We start from the raw sequence: 15019 nt of genomic DNA, 5'->3' as shown, positions 1-15019 counted from the left end.
AGACGGCGTGGATCAACGACCCGGCCAAGCGCAGGGAACCCACACCACAAACCTCATAGCGTCACGACCGTCTCACTGGACTTGAAATCTTCCGGCGCGCTCGATGTGGAGCAGGGCGATGCCCGGGGCGCCGTGGGCGAGGGATTGCGCCCACTGTGGACGCGAGGACCAGGTGGCCGGCACGGTTGCCGGGTCGGCGAGGACTTCGGCGATCCGGTTGGACAGCCGAAGTGCTGGGTGCGGGGTGTTCACACGTCACCGTTTCGGGAGAGGCGGGCGAGGGCGGCTGCGCGGGCCAGGTACAGGACCTGGGCCTCGTCGTCGAAGTCGATGCGGTGCGCGCGAACGTATGAGCAGTGCAGCAGTGAGCCGAGGACGTCGTCCGCGTTAACGCCCCGGGTTTCGGGCCCCGGGAAGTAGTGGCGGTAGGCATTCAGCGCGATGTCGCGGTCGGCCCACGCCTGCACGAGAGCGGCCCCGCCCGGCTCAGCGCGCAGCGCGGCCCAGCCGTCCGCAGGGTCTGCGAGGCGGACTGCCTCGGCGAACACCGGCCGGGCGACGGGCGTCGGGGGCTTGGCGGGGACGTTGGCAGCGAGCCAGTGCAGTCCCGCGGTGGCCGAGCCGGTGAACCCCGCCGTGATCGCGACTGCGTGTGCGGCGAGCAGCGCGTGCCGCTCGGGGAGCGCGGGCTGGGACAGCTGGGCGAGTACAGCGGCGGAGTCGGTGCGGAAGACCTGCTCGGCGGCGGCCCAGGCCGGGCCCTCGCCCCACCGGCCGGTCTCCGCGTAGGAGGTCGGGTACGTGACCTCGGACAGCAGCCCGGCATGGTGGAGCTCGGCGGTCCAGGTGCTGATCACGGCAGCGGCGGGGCCGAAGGCATCCGGGCCGGGCAGGGCGATGCGCAGCCGCAGGTGCTGGTGCGGGTCGCGGAAGCGGACGAACCACCATGCGGGTCGGCCGAGGTGCTCCAGCAGATCAGGCAGGTGGCGGGCGAGAACAGTGTCCTGGCGTTCCAGGTCGCCGTAGAGGGAGGCGAGCAGCACCCGGGAGGTGCCGGGGGTGTCGCCGTGGCCACGCCGCAGGATCCGGGCCGGGGTGGGCTTGGGCAGGCGCGGCCAGGCCGGGGCCCGGGTGGCCGTGACCGGGATGGCGATCTCGTGGGCCCGGCCGCCGGCCCAGCCCAGATCGGCCGGGTCGGGGGCCTCGACGAGGACGGCGTGCGGGGCGGAGTGCAGGTGTTCGCGCAGCAGGACACGGTGACCGGGATGGTCGAGGTCCAGGGGCAGGCCCTGGCCGTCGGCGGCCAGCGTGACGTGCCGGGCGACGCGACACCGCGCCAGCCATGCGGAGAGCGCCTTGTCCCACTTGATGAAGTCGGCAGAGCGAGCCGGAAGTTCGGCGGCGGTCAGCCGCCAGGCGGCCGGGGAGATGATGACGCGGCCGTGCCGCAGCCGGGGCCGGAACGGCAGCGCGCCGAGGCTCCCCCAGGAGAAACGGGTGACCTGGGCGGCATGGGCGCGGGACAGCTCGGTGATCAGCCGGGCCAGCGGCGGGGTGTGGCTGCGCAGGTTCAGGGCGTGGGACGCGGCGGCTTCGATCCGCACTCCGAGCACGGGCGCGGCCAGGTACATGCGCCGCCCGTCGCAGCCCACCGCCAGGTCGTCGGGACCGAGGACGCCCTCGGCCGCGCGGCGATGTTCGCCGAGGCTGATCACCAGCTGACCGGTCGCCACGCTGCGGGCGACGTGCCCGTTCGCCCCGTCCAACGGCGGGTACGAGAGCTGCGCGGTGACGGCGTGCTCGTCCATGGTCGGCAGATTCGTCAGCAGGTCGGTGAACGCTGTGCGATGCGCGGGTTCGAGGAGGTGGAGGAAGCGGCCGACCGAGACCCCAGCGGCGCGGGACGCGGAGACGACCTCCAAGCGGAAGGCGCCACGGTCGAGTGCCTGCCGGGTGGGGGCGTGGATGCGGGCGAGGATCTCCAGGTGCGGGGGCCAGCGCGGATCGTCCGGGCCGAGATCGAGCGAGGCCAGAGCGGCGTCATCGAGCAGGACCTCGCGCTTGCCGTCGAGCGCTGCTCGCTGGGCGAGGGCGGCGAGACGCTGGTCGCGTTCGTCGAAGCGCGGCCGGTCGGCGGGCCGGGCACCCGGATAGCCGTCGGGCCAGCCGATCCCGCTGTCGGTCACCATGTCGAGCAGCGGCACGAGCGCGCCGCGGCCGTACCGCTCATAGAAGCGCTGGTGGTAGGCGCGCCAGGCTGCTGTTCCCTTGGGAGCCGGGCTGAGTCGGGTCAGGAGGTGCGCTGCGCGGGCGACCTCGTCGGCGACGGCCTGCGCGAGAATGATGTCGGCGTCCAGTCGCAGGTCGACGGCCGACTCTGCCGGGTCGGTGCCCGCGGTGTGCAGGTTGTCCAGGATTGCGGCGACGCCAGGCAGTTCGGCGGCAGCCGTACTGTTCAAGGCAGTGCGCAAGTGCGTGACAGGATCGAGGTCGGTGGCCGGCGCGTGCAGGCTGGTGATCAGCGCGCGGTGGACGACGAGTTCGGTCAGGGCGTTCGTGACCTGCTCGGCGGATGCGGCGGGGAACGCGGCGTGCACCTTGTCGGCGAGGTCGCGGAAGCGGACCGGATGGCGGGCGGCGTCCAGGGCGAAGACGACGGGGTGGGTGCGGCGCAGGGTCGTCTCGGCGGCTTCCGTGCCGAGGCCGGGCCGGGCGAGCGGGCGGTGCGGAACGACGAGGCGCTCGCCGCGTACCTGGACGGTGTTGTTCGCGGCCACGTGGAGGAGGTTCAGCAAGCCGGGGAGATGCTCCAGCTGTCCGATCGCGTCGACGAGTCGAGCCGCTGAGACCGTGCGTGCAGCGCGGTGTCCGTGGCCCCATCGCACGGTGGATACCGGCGCGAAGGAAGCGCCTTGCACGCCGGCGAAGTAGCCGTACGGGGTGGGGCGGCCTGCCGCGCGCAGCACGTAGCGGGCGGTTGAGAGTGCGGCGCGACGCACTTCGCGGGGTGCGGGGCTTGAGGCGGCGGTGAGCTGGCGGACCTGCTGCGTGAGGACAGGGCTGGCCTGTTCGAGGGCCGCGGCGAAGCTCTCGTCCGCCCATACCTCGCGCAGCCATTGCAGCTGACGGGCGGGCAGGCCGGCCTCGTCGAGGTCAGGCCAGGTGGGCAGCGCGGGGGCGGGGTGCGCGACGGCGCGCACGAGGGCCACACCGGCGGCGCGGTACGGGGAAGCGGCTGGGCGCATGGGTGGCGGACCTCGGGTCGGGGTGGGTGGAAGAGGACGGGGTGGCGGCCGGTGCCGCAGGGATGCTTCCGCGCGGCACCGGCCGGGTGGGTCAGTGCAGGCCGGTGGTGCAGGCACCGCAGGTGCTGCCGCAGCCGTCGTCGGTGAGGACCTGCAGGCTCGCCGGGTCGGCGGTCTCGACGGTGCGGACGTCGAGGTCGAACTCGTCGCCGACGGCGTCGGGCGTGGTGGCCCTGAACTCGGCCGTGATCTTCCGGGTCATGGTTTCTCCTCCTTGAGGGATTCCCTTGCGGGACCTGGGGCCGGGGCGCGGGATGCACCTCGCGTCACCAGGAGACGGTGGGGCGGCCGGGCCGCGTGTCGGCGTTCGGCTCCGCTGTGGTGGGGAGTTGGTCGCTCAGGCTGCCCGTAGGCTGGATGGTCGTGCGCGCGGTAGCTGGATGCGACGCGGACCACGGCGCGGGGTAGCCGGGGCTGAGACCGAGCTCGGGGTGCGGTTCGCCGAGCGCACGCAGCATCAGCCGCTCGCCCGAGAAGGCCGTGCGGCCGTGCAACAAGCGGTGGTTGTCCAGCACGACACCCTGTCCGGGGGCGAGGCGAACCCGCTGGGTGTTCCGGTCGAGGGTCTGGCGCAGGGCGGCCAGGTGCGCTTCGGCGTCGGGCGAGAAGCGGGCGAAGTCGTCCTGCCGCAGCCGCAACCGCCAGCGGCCGTCGGGCAACCGCTGGAGGACCGGCGCGAAGAGGCCGCCCGATCCGCCGAAGTAGGCAGCCCTGTCCGCGGCGAGCGCCTCGATGACGACCGGGTGGTACGCAGCCAGCTCGGTCAGGACGGCTTGGCCGTCCACCAGCAGGGTCTCGCCGCCCGCATCGCCGGCCCGCGCGCACGCCAGCAGGAGCAGCCTGGGTGGAGCCGGGTGCTGTGCGCACTCGGTGTGCAGGGCCAGGGCTTCGCGTCCCAGCCCGGCGAAGCCCGGCCGTCCGTCATGGCGGCCGGTGTCGCGGATCACGGTCAACCCGTCGGGGTCGGCATCCCGATGACGCCATAGCGAGGACATCAGCCGACCGGCCGTGAGGAGCACCTCGTCGCGCCCGCCCAGCCTGGCGAGCCGGAGCATCCCGTGTTCGCGAAGCACCGCCGCCGCGTGCTCGCGCGCTTCTCCGTCCAGCATGAGCGCGGTGAATGCGTCGCCGCTGGTGCCGTTGGAGTCGGAAGACGGCATGGTGAACCTCCCTCATGGGACCGAGTAGGTGGGAGACGACACACTTTCCACTGCTCGCCAGACGATGGGAAGTGACAGATAGTCAAGCTGCGGTCGGTTGGTGGCGAGGCGGTGGGCGAACGCGCGAGTGCTACCTTCGACAGGCCCGTGACCCACCTGTGCGCCCCGGAAGAAGCGATGACCGGACAGACAGAACAGCCCTATGTACCAAGGACTTTCCCGATCTCCATCAAGGGCGTCGTGCTCGACCCGCAGCAACGGGTGCTGCTGCTGAAGAACGAGCGCCAGGAATGGGAGCTGCCCGGTGGGAAGCTGGAGGGGGCGGAGACGCCCGAGCAGCGGGTGGTCACCGAGATCCAGGAGGAGAGCGGCTGGACGGCGACCGCCGGCCCCCTGCTCGACGTGTGGATGTACGAGCCGATCCCCGGCCGCAAGGTCTTCATCGTCACCTACGGCTGCACCGCCACCGACGCACACCAGGCCCCGGTCGTCAGCCACGAGCACAAGGAAGCCGGCCTCTTCCACCGCGACGAGGTGCCCGGGCTGGTCATGCCGCAGGGCTACAAGGACTCCATCGCCCGCTGGTACGAACTCCACGACCGGATCTGACCCGTGGCCGGGATCGACCCCTACGGCGCAGGAATCCGCTGGCACTGGACCACACCCAGAGCCCAGGACATCCTGCGCCGCCGCGCCCTGTCCGGAATCCTCCAGCTCTACCGGGAACTCCACTCCCTGCCGCAACAGGAGCTCGCGGACCTCCTCGGCTACTCCACCAGTTACGTCTCCCGCATCGAGACCGGCTCGCGCACCATCACCGACATCGGCGCCCTGCGTCACATCGCCGAACGCCTCGGCCTTCCGCCGCACTGCCTCGGCATCACCGACGACACCGACGGAGACCACCAACTCGTCATCCAGCTCGCCGACTCCGTGCTGCGTCTGGCCGAGAGCGCCCGCCAGTCCGGCCAGGCCACCACCGCGGTCGCCGAGCTGTGGCCGCTGGTCGCCCGCCTGGAGGCCCGAACCGCCGACGGCCACGTCGACGTCGACACCCTGCGCCTGCTCGCGAGGGCCCGCGTCGGCCTCGGCGTCGCGCTCGGACACGTGCTTCCGGAAGAGCGCCTGGCCGTCGCGGCCCGTTGGACCGGCAAGGGACTGAGCGTCGCGCGGCGCCTCGGTGATCCGGGCCTGCACGCCCACGCACTGCGCCACCACGGCAACGAACTTCGCAAGTCCGGTCTGCACCATCGTGCGCTGGACCGGCTTGGGCAGGCACGTGACACCGCCCGTACCGCCACCGAACGCGCCGAGGCCGTCGTTCTGCTCGCCCGCGCCGCCGGAGCCGCCGGGAACACTGCTGTCTTCGATGCCGCCTTCGATGAGGGGCGCCGGCTGCTGGACGATGTGGCGCCTACCGCGTTGTTCTCCGAGTTCACCCTCCACGAGGTACGCCTTCGCGGCCTCCTGGGCACCGGCCGGGTCGCCGAAGCGGTCCGGCAGCTCGACCAGGCGCCGGCCGCCGGTCTCACAGCGACGTCCCAGTGGCGGATCATCGCGGCGATCACTGCCGGTGAGGTGCTGCTGCGGAAGGGAGACCCGACGGGCGCCGCACACCAGCTCAGCGCCGCGGTCGACGGCGCAACCCTCCACCGCCTGCCCCACCAGCTCCAGCGCGTTCTCCGGGCCGGCCGGCGTCTGCCCGAAGTCAGGGAACGGGCGGACGGTGCCCTGGAACGGCTGAGAGCCGAGATAGCCGCCTGATCTCCATCGAGACGGAACAACGATGAACACGGCGGATCACATCCCTTGCACTGGTGGGCGACTCGCTTTGAGCGAGGAACGAGGAGCGAGGCGATGGGCGGTGGGGGTACCGCTCGATCTGCGGAGCATGACCCCATCCGGAGCGCCGTCAGACGTGGGTGGTGGGCAGGTCAGCGTGGACGACCTTGCCTCGGGGCCAGAGCTGAACGCCCCACTTGGCGTTGGTGAGCGTGTGAACCAGGTCGAGACCGCGTCCGGACTCGGCGCCGGGACCGGCATTGATCCGTACGGGCAGGGACGCCGACCCGTCGGAGACCAGCAGTCGTACGGTGCGGTTGGTCGGACGTCGGATGGCGACGACCATGTGCGTCTGACAGCCGGTGCCAAGCGCGTTGGCCACCAGCTCGGAGACGATCAGCAGGGCGTCGTCGATCAGGTCGGGCAGCTCCCACTCGGTGAGCTTGGCGCGGACGAGGCGGCGGGCCGCTGCGGCCGACTGCGCGACGTACGGCAGGCGCACGGTCGCCGGGCCCGGCACCGCCACCTCGGCGGCCTCTGTGACGAGTTCCAGCGTGGTGGTCATCGCAGAACCCGCGCGGGTCGTCTGACGCCCATCCAGATCATCATCCGATGGCCCTCGGGTCGGCACCGAGTCCGGCTGCGCGGCGCGGGGTGAACAAGCCGGCGGCCGAAGACGTGAGCTCGCGGCGTCGCCAGTGTTCTCCCGGAGACCGGCGCGACGGAATCGCGCCGATGGAGACAGCAGGGCGGGCGGCAACGGTGAGGAACGCGCCGCGCTCGCGCAGGACGGCACCCAGCCGGTCAAAGGCAGCGGCATGCTTGGTGGGAGCCGCCGCGGGGTCGTCGTGGACCATGCCGTGCGTCCAGGTGACGATTCCGGCCGCGACACGCTCGGACAGCGCGTCGGTGAAAGCCTGCCACCCCGGCCGGGAAATGAGAGGCTGCGCGGGGGCGCTGTCCACGGCGAGCAGGGCCACGCTCCATTGACGGGCCTCGACGAAGACACGCACGTGGGCAGCGATGAGGTCGGCGGCGGGTGCGTCCTCGACGCAGAGGTAGAGGGCGACGGGGACGCGGCCGATCAGTCGTTGGTGATCGTTGGTCATGAGACCACTGTCACGTTGGAGTCACCCTCAGTGAAGACTCGGGGCGTGGTAGCGGGCGAAGTCGCAGGTGCCCGACTACCACGGTCCGTGGTACCCGTTCGGATAGCGTCGGCCGGGTGCCACGGACCGTGGTTGCGACGTGTTTCCGCTACTCACGCGGCACCACGCCCCGACACGGTCCCTACCTGATGACCAGTGGTACCCCGGCGGCCTGCGCGGCGCTGCGCGCCATCGACACCGACACGTCGGCGATCCGGTCCGTGATCACGCCGGGAAGGGCCTGGTGCCGAACCCACGCAGGGGCCATCCGGCACGCTTCCTTCAGAGCTGCCGCAGCGGCGTCCCACTGCCGCGTCTCGGTACGCGTCAGCGCTACGTCAAGGTGGAACCGCGCCCGGGTCGCCAACGGCATCTCCGGGTCGAGGCGGGTCGTCTGGATCAGCCGAAGTGCGGCGGAGGTGTCGCCGAGCGCCATCGCCACCGACATGGCCTGCGTGGCCGCGTAGGACGGCCCGAACGGCTGACCTTGGTCCCCTCGGGCATGTTCGCAGCCGATCCGCGCAGCGACGGCGTGGGCCTGGCTCAGGTAGTCGCGGGCGGAGTCCGCTCCCGCTCCGCCCCGGGACGCGGCGACGGCTGCGTTGGTGACGAGTTGCCCGTACACGCTGAGGCGGTCGGGGTCGCTGTCGGACATCCTCGGCTCCACCTTGGCCGCAGCGCGCTCCGCGACCTGAACGCCCTTGGCCGTGTGTCCGTCCCGGAGGCAGATCCACGACAGCGAGGCCATGAGGTGGGCCGACCGCAGGTCGTCGCCGATTCGCTCTGCGACGTTGCGGCCGTGGGTGATCGCCGTGTACCCGAGGTCGCGTGCACCGAGGACGTTGGCCATGACGGCGGCGGTCTGGAAGGCGTCGACCAGCACCCCGCCGGCGGCTCCGCGCCGGTCGGGCTCGGCGGCGTCGTAGAGGGCCCACGCCTCGGGCAACAGCCGGGAGAGGATCGCACCGAGTTCCACGTACCGGGCGCTCCAGAACGCGGCGTCCGCCCGCCGCGCGGCGTCCCGCAATTCGTCCAGGCTGCCGGGTTCCACGGCGGCGCCGATGCCGAGGCCGGTGTCGTGCACGGCCGCCGAGACCGCCCGGAGGGCGGCGCGTTCGTCCAGCTCCATGCCCCGCCGGGGAGACTGCTGACCGAGGATCACCGACACGTCCGTGCCGAGGCCGACGGCCACCTTCAGCAGCGACGGCAGCGACAGGTTGCCGCCCTGTTCCAGCTTCCGGATCGTGCCGAGGGACACTCCCGACTTCTCCGCCAGGGCCTCCTGCGTCACGGCTCTGCCGCGCAGGATCTTGACTCGTTCCGCCGTGGTGCGTTCTGCCCAGAGGGTCATAGGCTGACTCCGTCTCAGGTTGTGGCCTTCCCGGGACGGTACCCCCGCAGGGTGGGGGTGTGACAGAGAACGGTCACGCCCCGTACGTCAGTTGACGTGCGGGGCGCGGCCCCCCGGGAAGTGCTTCAGACACGGGCGCCGATGCCGAGCAGGGCCGCCACCCGGGCAGCGGTGCCGGGCTGCCCGTCGGCGAGCACCGTCGTGATGCCGAGCTCTTCGGCCGGCGGAAGGTTCACCCGGTGGTCGTCGACGAACACGCACGCTTCGCCGGGAAGTCCCATGCGGTCGAGCGTCAGCCGGTAGATCGCCGGGTCCGGCTTCGCGAGGCCCTCCCGCTCGGACACCACCGTGACGTCGAACAGTTCCCACACCCCGCAGGCGGCGTACGGGTCGTACGGGTCCAGGCCGAAGCTGTTCGACAGCATCGCAACCATGTATCCGGCCTCGCGCGCGGCCTTGGCAAGCGCCACCATGTCGGCCGCTGGCCGGACGTCGGCCCACGCCCGGCCCATCAAGTTCTCGTGATCGCTCAGCCCGAGGTACGGTGCCGCCTGCCGGTTCCACTCCGCCTGGCTGAGGGCTCCCCGCTCAAGGTCGACGTACAGCTGCCGGACCACCGGGTGCGTGTTCAGTGTGCGCCGCCACGCCTCGGGGTCGAGTCCCTGGCGGACACACCACTCCCGGTGCACCTCGAGCGCATCCGTGGTCAGAACCCCGGCGAAGTCCAGGATTAGACCCCGATACGTGGACGGAGGCGTATCAGTGTCACTTGACTGCGCCATGATGAATCCCTTCTCGGTGCGTCGCTGTACCGCGAAGGTACCCGCCGTCCGACGCGGTGGGACCCGGCCCGGTGTTCTCAGATGCGCGGGGCACCGGGCCCGTGACAGAGCACTCTGCAAGGAATGTGAGCTCCAGCCGTTCGACCGGGTGACATCGCCCTGTTCATGGGGCCAGTGGTTGGCCTACATCGCGGCCGGGAGAGGTCGCGCTGTCAGTTCGCTGAGGTACTCGGCCGCCTTGAGTGTGTGGTAGATCAACGGGCGCAGGTCTGCCGGCATTTCCGTGGACCGCTTGAGCAGGAGGACGGCGCCCATGATGGAGTCGTGCCAGTGGACCGGTGCGGCGACGGAGTCCCAGCCGGTCATGCACTCCTGGCGACCGACGCCGAAGCCCAGCTGTCGGATCTCGTCGAGAGTGGCCGCGAGTGCGTCGTTGTCACGGATGACGCCGGGGCCGGCGGTGGGCGGCACTTCCTCGGCAAGAACGAGGTCCTGGATGGTCTGTGGCAGGTAGGCGAGGCACCGCACCATGGCCGTACCCATCGTGGCTCCGACCGCCCCGTGCCGGGGCTGCGGGTGAGGGCGTTTCAGGGTGCGGGTCGATGGCGGGCTATGAGCAGGGGCCGCAGGGGTTGCAGGTGGGCGCGGGCTCCACGCAGATGGCGACGGTGTCGGTGTTGTCGGCGGGGTGGAGTTCGGTCTCGTTGCCGTGGGCGGTGGCGGTGTTGGTGACGGGGCCGGTGGTGGTGGCCTTCGCCTGGAGGGTGAGCGTGGTGGTGGCGCCCACGGCCAGGCTGCCGACGCTCCACACGCCGGTGGCGGGGTCGTAGGTTCCGGCGCCGGCCGTGGCGGAGAGGTAGGTGAGGCCGGCGGGCAGGCGGTCGGTGACGGTGACACCGGTGGCCTGGTCGGGCCCGTTGTTGTGCACGGCGACGCGGTAGGTGACGGTCTGGCCGACCGTGACGGTGGTGGCGTCGGCGGACTTGGTCACGCTCAGGTCGGCGGCCGGGAGCACCTGGGTGTCGGCCTCGTTGGAGGTGGCGGTGAGGGGCTGTGAGGTGGCGCCGAGGCGGTTCTCGTAGGTGGCGGTCGCGGTGTTGGCGACCGTGTGGCCCGCGCTGGCCTCCGTGAGGGTGACCCGGTACTCGACCGTCGTGCCGTTCGGCAGGATGGCGGTGTTGGGCAGGCTGCCGCCCTGCGTGGCGGTGGCGCCGTTGCCGAGGTTGAACACCACCCGGTTGTTCGCGGCGTCGAAGGAGGCCTGGTCGTCGCCGCTCTGGTCGGTCTTCGCCCCGGCGTTGGGGCCGTCGATGATGCGCAGCGAGCCGGGCAGGTAGGTGGTGCCGGTCGGGATGGTGTCGGTGAGGACGAGGTTCTCGGCGTTGCCGCCGCCCTGGTTCTGGGCGGTGACGCGGTAGGTGAGCACGTCGCCGACCTGGAGCGGTCCCTGCGGGATGGCGGTCTTGGCGAGGGTGACGGAGGGGGCGGTGCCGAAGAAGATGCCGTCGAGGAAGTTGCCGATGGCCGGGTTGCCGCCGGCGGCGGAGACGGAGCGGAAGGCGAAGCGGGTGGTGGTCTGTCCGGCGGGGACGGTGTAGGTGCCGGTGTAGAAGCCCCAGGCGGTGTTGCCGTCGGTGAACTGGCGCTGCTGGACGACGTTGCCGGGGGCGCCGATGTCCAGGGCCATGGTGTCCTGGCCGAGGCGGCCGCGGTGGTAGAGGCGCCAGTACAGCAGGGCGCCGGGGGTGGTGGGCAGGTCCTGGTAGAGGGTGGAGACCTGGTTGGCGTTGAGTTCGGCGAACTGGGTGCCGTCGGCGGCGGGGACGCCCTGGAAGCCGGTGTGCCAGATCTCGACGAGGTGGTCGGTGGCGGTGGTCAGCCAGCCCGGGACGTGGTTCGGGGCCTGGGTCTGGGAGGCGTCGGGAAGGAGGGCGTAGTCGCTGGCGACGGTGGGCTGCTCGAAGCTGCCGTTGACCAGGGCGACGCGGGACGGGACGGGCGTGGTCACGGTGGTTCCCCTTCGGGTCGGTGGTGCCCGGCGATGCCGGCGCTCGGACCGACCGGGTGCACCGGGGTCCGGACGCGACATCCGGTGCCCCGGTCCGGTGGCCGCCTCCCTTGGGGAGGGGGCGGCACAGGAGGGGCATCCGACCTCAGAGTGAGCGCTCGTTCTTGCACGCACGAGGGTGTGGGATCGGGCTTGCGAGGCGCCGCGGGTGGTGACGCGCCCGGCCCGCATCCGGTGGTGACCGCTCGGGCGCGGGCCGGGTCGAGGCCGCCGTGGCGCACGTCGACGAGCCCCGTCCGCCAAGGAGTCACGGCACACTGACGAAGGCATGGTCAGGGCATAGCACCGGCCCCGTACTGACGCCCGGCCGTACCGGAGAGCCGCACGATGGCCTCGCCCGCTCCGGCGCGGTCGGCCTCGACGCCACCAACGGCACGCCGTCGGCATCGATCCGGCCGAGGTGGCCTCGCGGACGAGGTGGGTGTCGATCTGTTCGCGCAGGACGCACTCGTACGCCTCGTTCAGCAGGTCCACCCAGGTCAGCGGCCTTTTGCGTGGCACCCGGTCAGGGGGTGTGGAATTTGGTTCGCATGCTGTTTGGGACCGCTTATGGACCGACCGGTTCCGTCGACCGGACGAGCGGCTACCACAGACGTGCCGCACGGCGGGAGCCGGCCCGCCGGGGGAACTGGCGGCGCGGGCACACCGGTTGCCGGTGGAGGACGGGATCGCCGCCGACAGGGAGCTGAAGCTGCGTACCATGGGCCGTACGATCGGGGTCCATTCCGCCGCGATGACAGCCGCGTTGAGCACGCCTGCCGACCCGAGCCCCCGTTCCCTGTTCTCGGACGCGCAGTGCGCGACGCGCCTGGCGGACGTGCTGGAGGAGGACGCCTTCTCCTTGCGGTGAACGACCCGGGCCCCGGTCGACCGCAAGCCGATGATCCGGCCGTCTGCGGACGGACCCCCAACCGATGTGTGGAGATCCAGGTGACGACCCTCGCCGACAACGACAGCCTCCTGCCCGGCGCACCCCAGTTCTGGGATGTCGTGAGTGACGTCCTCACCTCGTGGTTCGGAGTCGGCAGTGTGGCCGCCACCGTCACCGCGACCCTCATCGCGGTGCGGATGTGGTACTTGGCGGGGCGGGAGGGCTACCGGGCGGCCCGGGCCGGTGGTCGCACCGTCGTGGCCGCCGCCCGCTTCAGCGCTCGTCACCTGGGCCGCATCCCGGGACACCAGAAGCTCTACGCGAGCCTGACGACCCTGGCGGTCCTCGTGCTGCAGGCCCTGTGGCTCGCAGGGACGTACTTCTTCATCAGTGTGGTCGTCGCCAACGTGAGTTCCATGTTCGGCGGCGCGCCGGTCGGCGACCTGCACGATCTGCTCCGATGGGGCGGCGTCAACGGCTACTACACCGTCGGCTGCTTGCTGCTCCTGGTGGCGGCGTACGTGTTGACCGTCACCGGCAACCGGGAGATGACCTCGGTGCTCGGTGCCCTGCCCGCCGTCCTGCCGGCCCTGTCGGCGGGGCTACTGCTGCTGTTCGCCGTCCTCGCGACGCTCATCTACGGCCTGCTCACGGTCTTCGGCTCCGACGACATCTCCTTGGCCGAGGTCGGCTACTTCTGGTGCGCGGTCGTCATCCTGACCCTCTACGCGCTCTCGGGCTTCGCGGCGATGGGCGCCACCGCTCTGACCGCTGCGGCGTGGCGCGCCGACGAGTCGTCCATCGCCGCCGGCAGCCCCACCGGGGCGGCGGGGACGGCCTGACCCGTGGTCGCCGGAACCCCGGTCCGGCCACCTGAGCCCGGTTTCCGCCCCTTGCTTCAGCTGGTTGACCTTGAGCAGGGATTTCTGAGGTGCCACTGTTCCCCTTCCACTTCCACACGAGCCTGGTCGTGCAGCGCCCCCCACAGGGCCCCGGCAGTCTGGCACGCGTGGTTCCGGTCGAGGGAGCGCTGTGAGATCACCTGGGGAGCAGACGACTTGAACGCTTCGCCGGGTGGCCGGAATCCATCATTCCGGTACTGATGTGAGCCGGGGCCGGAATCCCGGCCGGGTGCGGTCGGCCGGTATGGGGGGAGCGTGGGCCGTCAGCCGCTCGGCGGCCCCGTGGGTCGCCTGGGAGCCGACGAGTTCGCCGTGCCGGTCGTACCGCGGGTCGAGGGTGGTGGAAGGGCCGTCGGTCGTGTCGTGTCCCGACCGGTCGATTCCGTCCGGTTCCCGCGCCCGCGGTACGAGAGGCCACGGATCACCAGGTGACCGGCAACGCCTGCAGGCCGCGGAAGACCAGTTCCGGCACGTAGGTGAGCTCGGACTCGTCGACGGCGAGGCGCAGTCCCGGATACCGCTTCACCACGGACCCGATCGCCACCCGCATCTCCCGGCGGGCCAGTATCGCGCCGAGGCAGAAGTGCGGCCCGTGTCCGAAGGCGAGGTGCGCTGCCGGTCCTTCGCGCGTGATGTCGAAGCGGCCGGGGTCCGGGTACACGCCGGGGTCGCGGTTGGCCGCGACGATGACCGGCAACACCGGTTCGCCCGCGCCCAGTTCGACGCCCTCCAGTTCGACGGGCTCGGTCGTGACCCGGACCTCGGCCGAGGTGAAGAGCCTGCTGTAGCGCAGTAGTTCGTCGACCGCCGGTCCGATCAGGTCCGGCGACGACCGCAGCAGCGCGAGTTGGTCCGGGTGGCGCAGCAGGGTCAGCAACGAGTTGCCCAGCTGGTTGACGGTCGTCTCGTGGCCGGCGATCAGCAGGCCCTCGAGGTTGGCCAGCAGCTCGGGTTCGGTGAGGTGGTCGCCCTCGTCGTTGGCGGCGACCATCGCCGAGATCAACCCGTCGTCCGGCCGCGCCCGCTTGTGACGCACCAGATCGGCGAGCCAGTCCTGCATCTCGCCCTGCGCGGCCCGCAGTTCGTCCGGAGTGATGTTCGTGACGAACAGCCGCCTGGTCCACCTGCGGATGGCATCCGCCTCGGAGTAGGGCACGCCGAGCAGCTCGCAGATGACCATCAACGGCAGTGGGGCGCAGAGACCTGCCACGAGATCCGCGGTCGGGTCGAGGGAGTCGAGCAAGGAGTCCACGACGGCCTGCACGCGTGGTTCGAGCTGATCGACCATGCGCGGGCTGAACGCCTGCGACATCAGCTTGCGCAGGCGGGCGTGGCCCTCGCCGTCCTGACTGGAGATCAGGAGCGGGTCGGAGGCGACGGACAGTTTCAGCGGGCTGCCCGGAAGTGTGGCCGCCTCCCGGCTGAACCGGCTGTCGCTCAGAACCTGGCGCACCGCCTTGTAGGAAAGGGCGAGCCAGACGTCTGCCGGGCCCATCGTCGCGCGGACGACCGGGGCCTGCGCGAGCAGGGCCTCGGCTTCGGGCTCGTTGTCGAGGTGGTGCGGTGTGGCGAGGGGGAACGTGGCTTGCATCGCTGCCTCCTGACTGGATGTCACCGGACCGGGGTGCCGGGTGCCGGGCGCGAACGGCC

At 71.4% G+C, this 15019-nt stretch carries 15 protein-coding genes; 4 read left to right on the top strand and 11 right to left on the bottom strand.

What is annotated here, in order from left to right:
* Positions 1 to 72: 72 nt before the first annotated feature.
* The 4 genes from ACIQ87_RS24685 to ACIQ87_RS24670 form a co-directional block, all read right to left on the bottom strand.
* Positions 73 to 252: a hypothetical protein gene (locus ACIQ87_RS24685; protein ID WP_402410156.1), complete on the bottom strand. Its 180-nt coding sequence runs from the start codon at positions 250 to 252 to the stop codon at positions 73 to 75.
* Positions 249 to 3245, bottom strand: a complete 2997-nt coding sequence (locus ACIQ87_RS24680) for a lantibiotic dehydratase (RefSeq protein ID WP_402410154.1) — start codon at positions 3243 to 3245, stop codon at positions 249 to 251. The genes ACIQ87_RS24685 and ACIQ87_RS24680 overlap by 4 nt, the downstream gene beginning before the upstream one ends.
* A 91-nt stretch (positions 3246 to 3336) precedes the next feature.
* Positions 3337 to 3507, bottom strand: a complete 171-nt coding sequence (locus tag ACIQ87_RS24675; protein ID WP_402410152.1) for an FxLD family lanthipeptide — start codon at positions 3505 to 3507, stop codon at positions 3337 to 3339.
* Positions 3508 to 3571: 64 nt separating this feature from the next.
* Positions 3572 to 4465 (bottom strand): TauD/TfdA family dioxygenase, encoded by an 894-nt coding sequence (locus tag ACIQ87_RS24670; RefSeq protein ID WP_402410151.1) that lies wholly within the window; start codon positions 4463 to 4465, stop codon positions 3572 to 3574.
* 177 nt (positions 4466 to 4642) lie between these two features.
* On the opposite strand from ACIQ87_RS24670, the gene ACIQ87_RS24665 reads away from it, so the two are divergent.
* A complete protein-coding gene (locus ACIQ87_RS24665; protein WP_402410149.1) occupies positions 4643 to 5074 on the top strand; it encodes an NUDIX domain-containing protein in 432 nt (143 codons plus the stop codon).
* A gap of 3 nt (positions 5075 to 5077) precedes the next feature.
* On the top strand, positions 5078 to 6229 hold the full coding sequence (locus ACIQ87_RS24660; RefSeq protein ID WP_402410147.1) for a helix-turn-helix domain-containing protein: 1152 nt from the start codon (positions 5078 to 5080) through the stop codon (positions 6227 to 6229).
* Positions 6230 to 6377: 148 nt separating this feature from the next.
* Here ACIQ87_RS24660 and ACIQ87_RS24655 read toward each other — a convergent pair whose 3' ends face one another.
* The 6 genes from ACIQ87_RS24655 to ACIQ87_RS24630 all read right to left on the bottom strand — a co-directional run bounded on the left by ACIQ87_RS24655 (position 6378) and on the right by ACIQ87_RS24630 (position 11536).
* Entirely contained in the window at positions 6378 to 6812 is a 435-nt protein-coding gene (locus tag ACIQ87_RS24655) for an ATP-binding protein (protein WP_402410146.1), read from the bottom strand.
* 40 nt (positions 6813 to 6852) lie between these two features.
* Positions 6853 to 7356, bottom strand: a complete 504-nt coding sequence (locus tag ACIQ87_RS24650) for a hypothetical protein (RefSeq protein WP_402410145.1) — start codon at positions 7354 to 7356, stop codon at positions 6853 to 6855.
* Between the two features lie 181 nt (positions 7357 to 7537).
* On the bottom strand, positions 7538 to 8746 hold the full coding sequence (locus ACIQ87_RS24645) for a helix-turn-helix domain-containing protein (RefSeq protein WP_402410144.1): 1209 nt from the start codon (positions 8744 to 8746) through the stop codon (positions 7538 to 7540).
* Between the two features lie 125 nt (positions 8747 to 8871).
* Positions 8872 to 9528: an HAD-IA family hydrolase gene (locus tag ACIQ87_RS24640; protein WP_402410142.1), complete on the bottom strand. Its 657-nt coding sequence runs from the start codon at positions 9526 to 9528 to the stop codon at positions 8872 to 8874.
* A 183-nt stretch (positions 9529 to 9711) separates the two neighbouring features.
* Entirely contained in the window at positions 9712 to 10071 is a 360-nt protein-coding gene (locus tag ACIQ87_RS24635; RefSeq protein ID WP_402410141.1) for an IclR family transcriptional regulator C-terminal domain-containing protein, read from the bottom strand.
* Between the two features lie 67 nt (positions 10072 to 10138).
* On the bottom strand, positions 10139 to 11536 hold the full coding sequence (locus tag ACIQ87_RS24630; RefSeq protein WP_402410139.1) for an isopeptide-forming domain-containing fimbrial protein: 1398 nt from the start codon (positions 11534 to 11536) through the stop codon (positions 10139 to 10141).
* Positions 11537 to 12251: 715 nt separating this feature from the next.
* Between ACIQ87_RS24630 and ACIQ87_RS24625 the strand changes: the two genes are divergently transcribed.
* Complete coding sequence (locus ACIQ87_RS24625) at positions 12252 to 12446, top strand: hypothetical protein (protein WP_402410137.1); 195 nt, start codon at positions 12252 to 12254, stop codon at positions 12444 to 12446.
* Positions 12447 to 12526: 80 nt separating this feature from the next.
* Positions 12527 to 13309 carry a hypothetical protein gene (locus tag ACIQ87_RS24620; RefSeq protein WP_402410135.1) on the top strand — a complete coding sequence of 261 codons (783 nt, stop codon included), beginning with the start codon at positions 12527 to 12529 and terminating at the stop codon, positions 13307 to 13309.
* 481 nt (positions 13310 to 13790) lie between these two features.
* Here the strand turns inward: ACIQ87_RS24620 and ACIQ87_RS24615 are convergent, their stop codons facing one another.
* On the bottom strand, positions 13791 to 14960 hold the full coding sequence (locus tag ACIQ87_RS24615; protein ID WP_402410133.1) for a cytochrome P450: 1170 nt from the start codon (positions 14958 to 14960) through the stop codon (positions 13791 to 13793).
* Between the last annotated feature and the right edge of the window lie 59 nt (positions 14961 to 15019).

Origin of the sequence: Kitasatospora sp. NPDC096204 (assembly GCF_044763205.1) — a bacterium.
Classification (GTDB): Bacteria; Actinomycetota; Actinomycetes; order Streptomycetales; family Streptomycetaceae; genus Kitasatospora.
The sequence above is the reverse complement of the archived record's forward strand: the minus strand, read 5'-3'. Positions and strand labels throughout refer to the sequence as shown.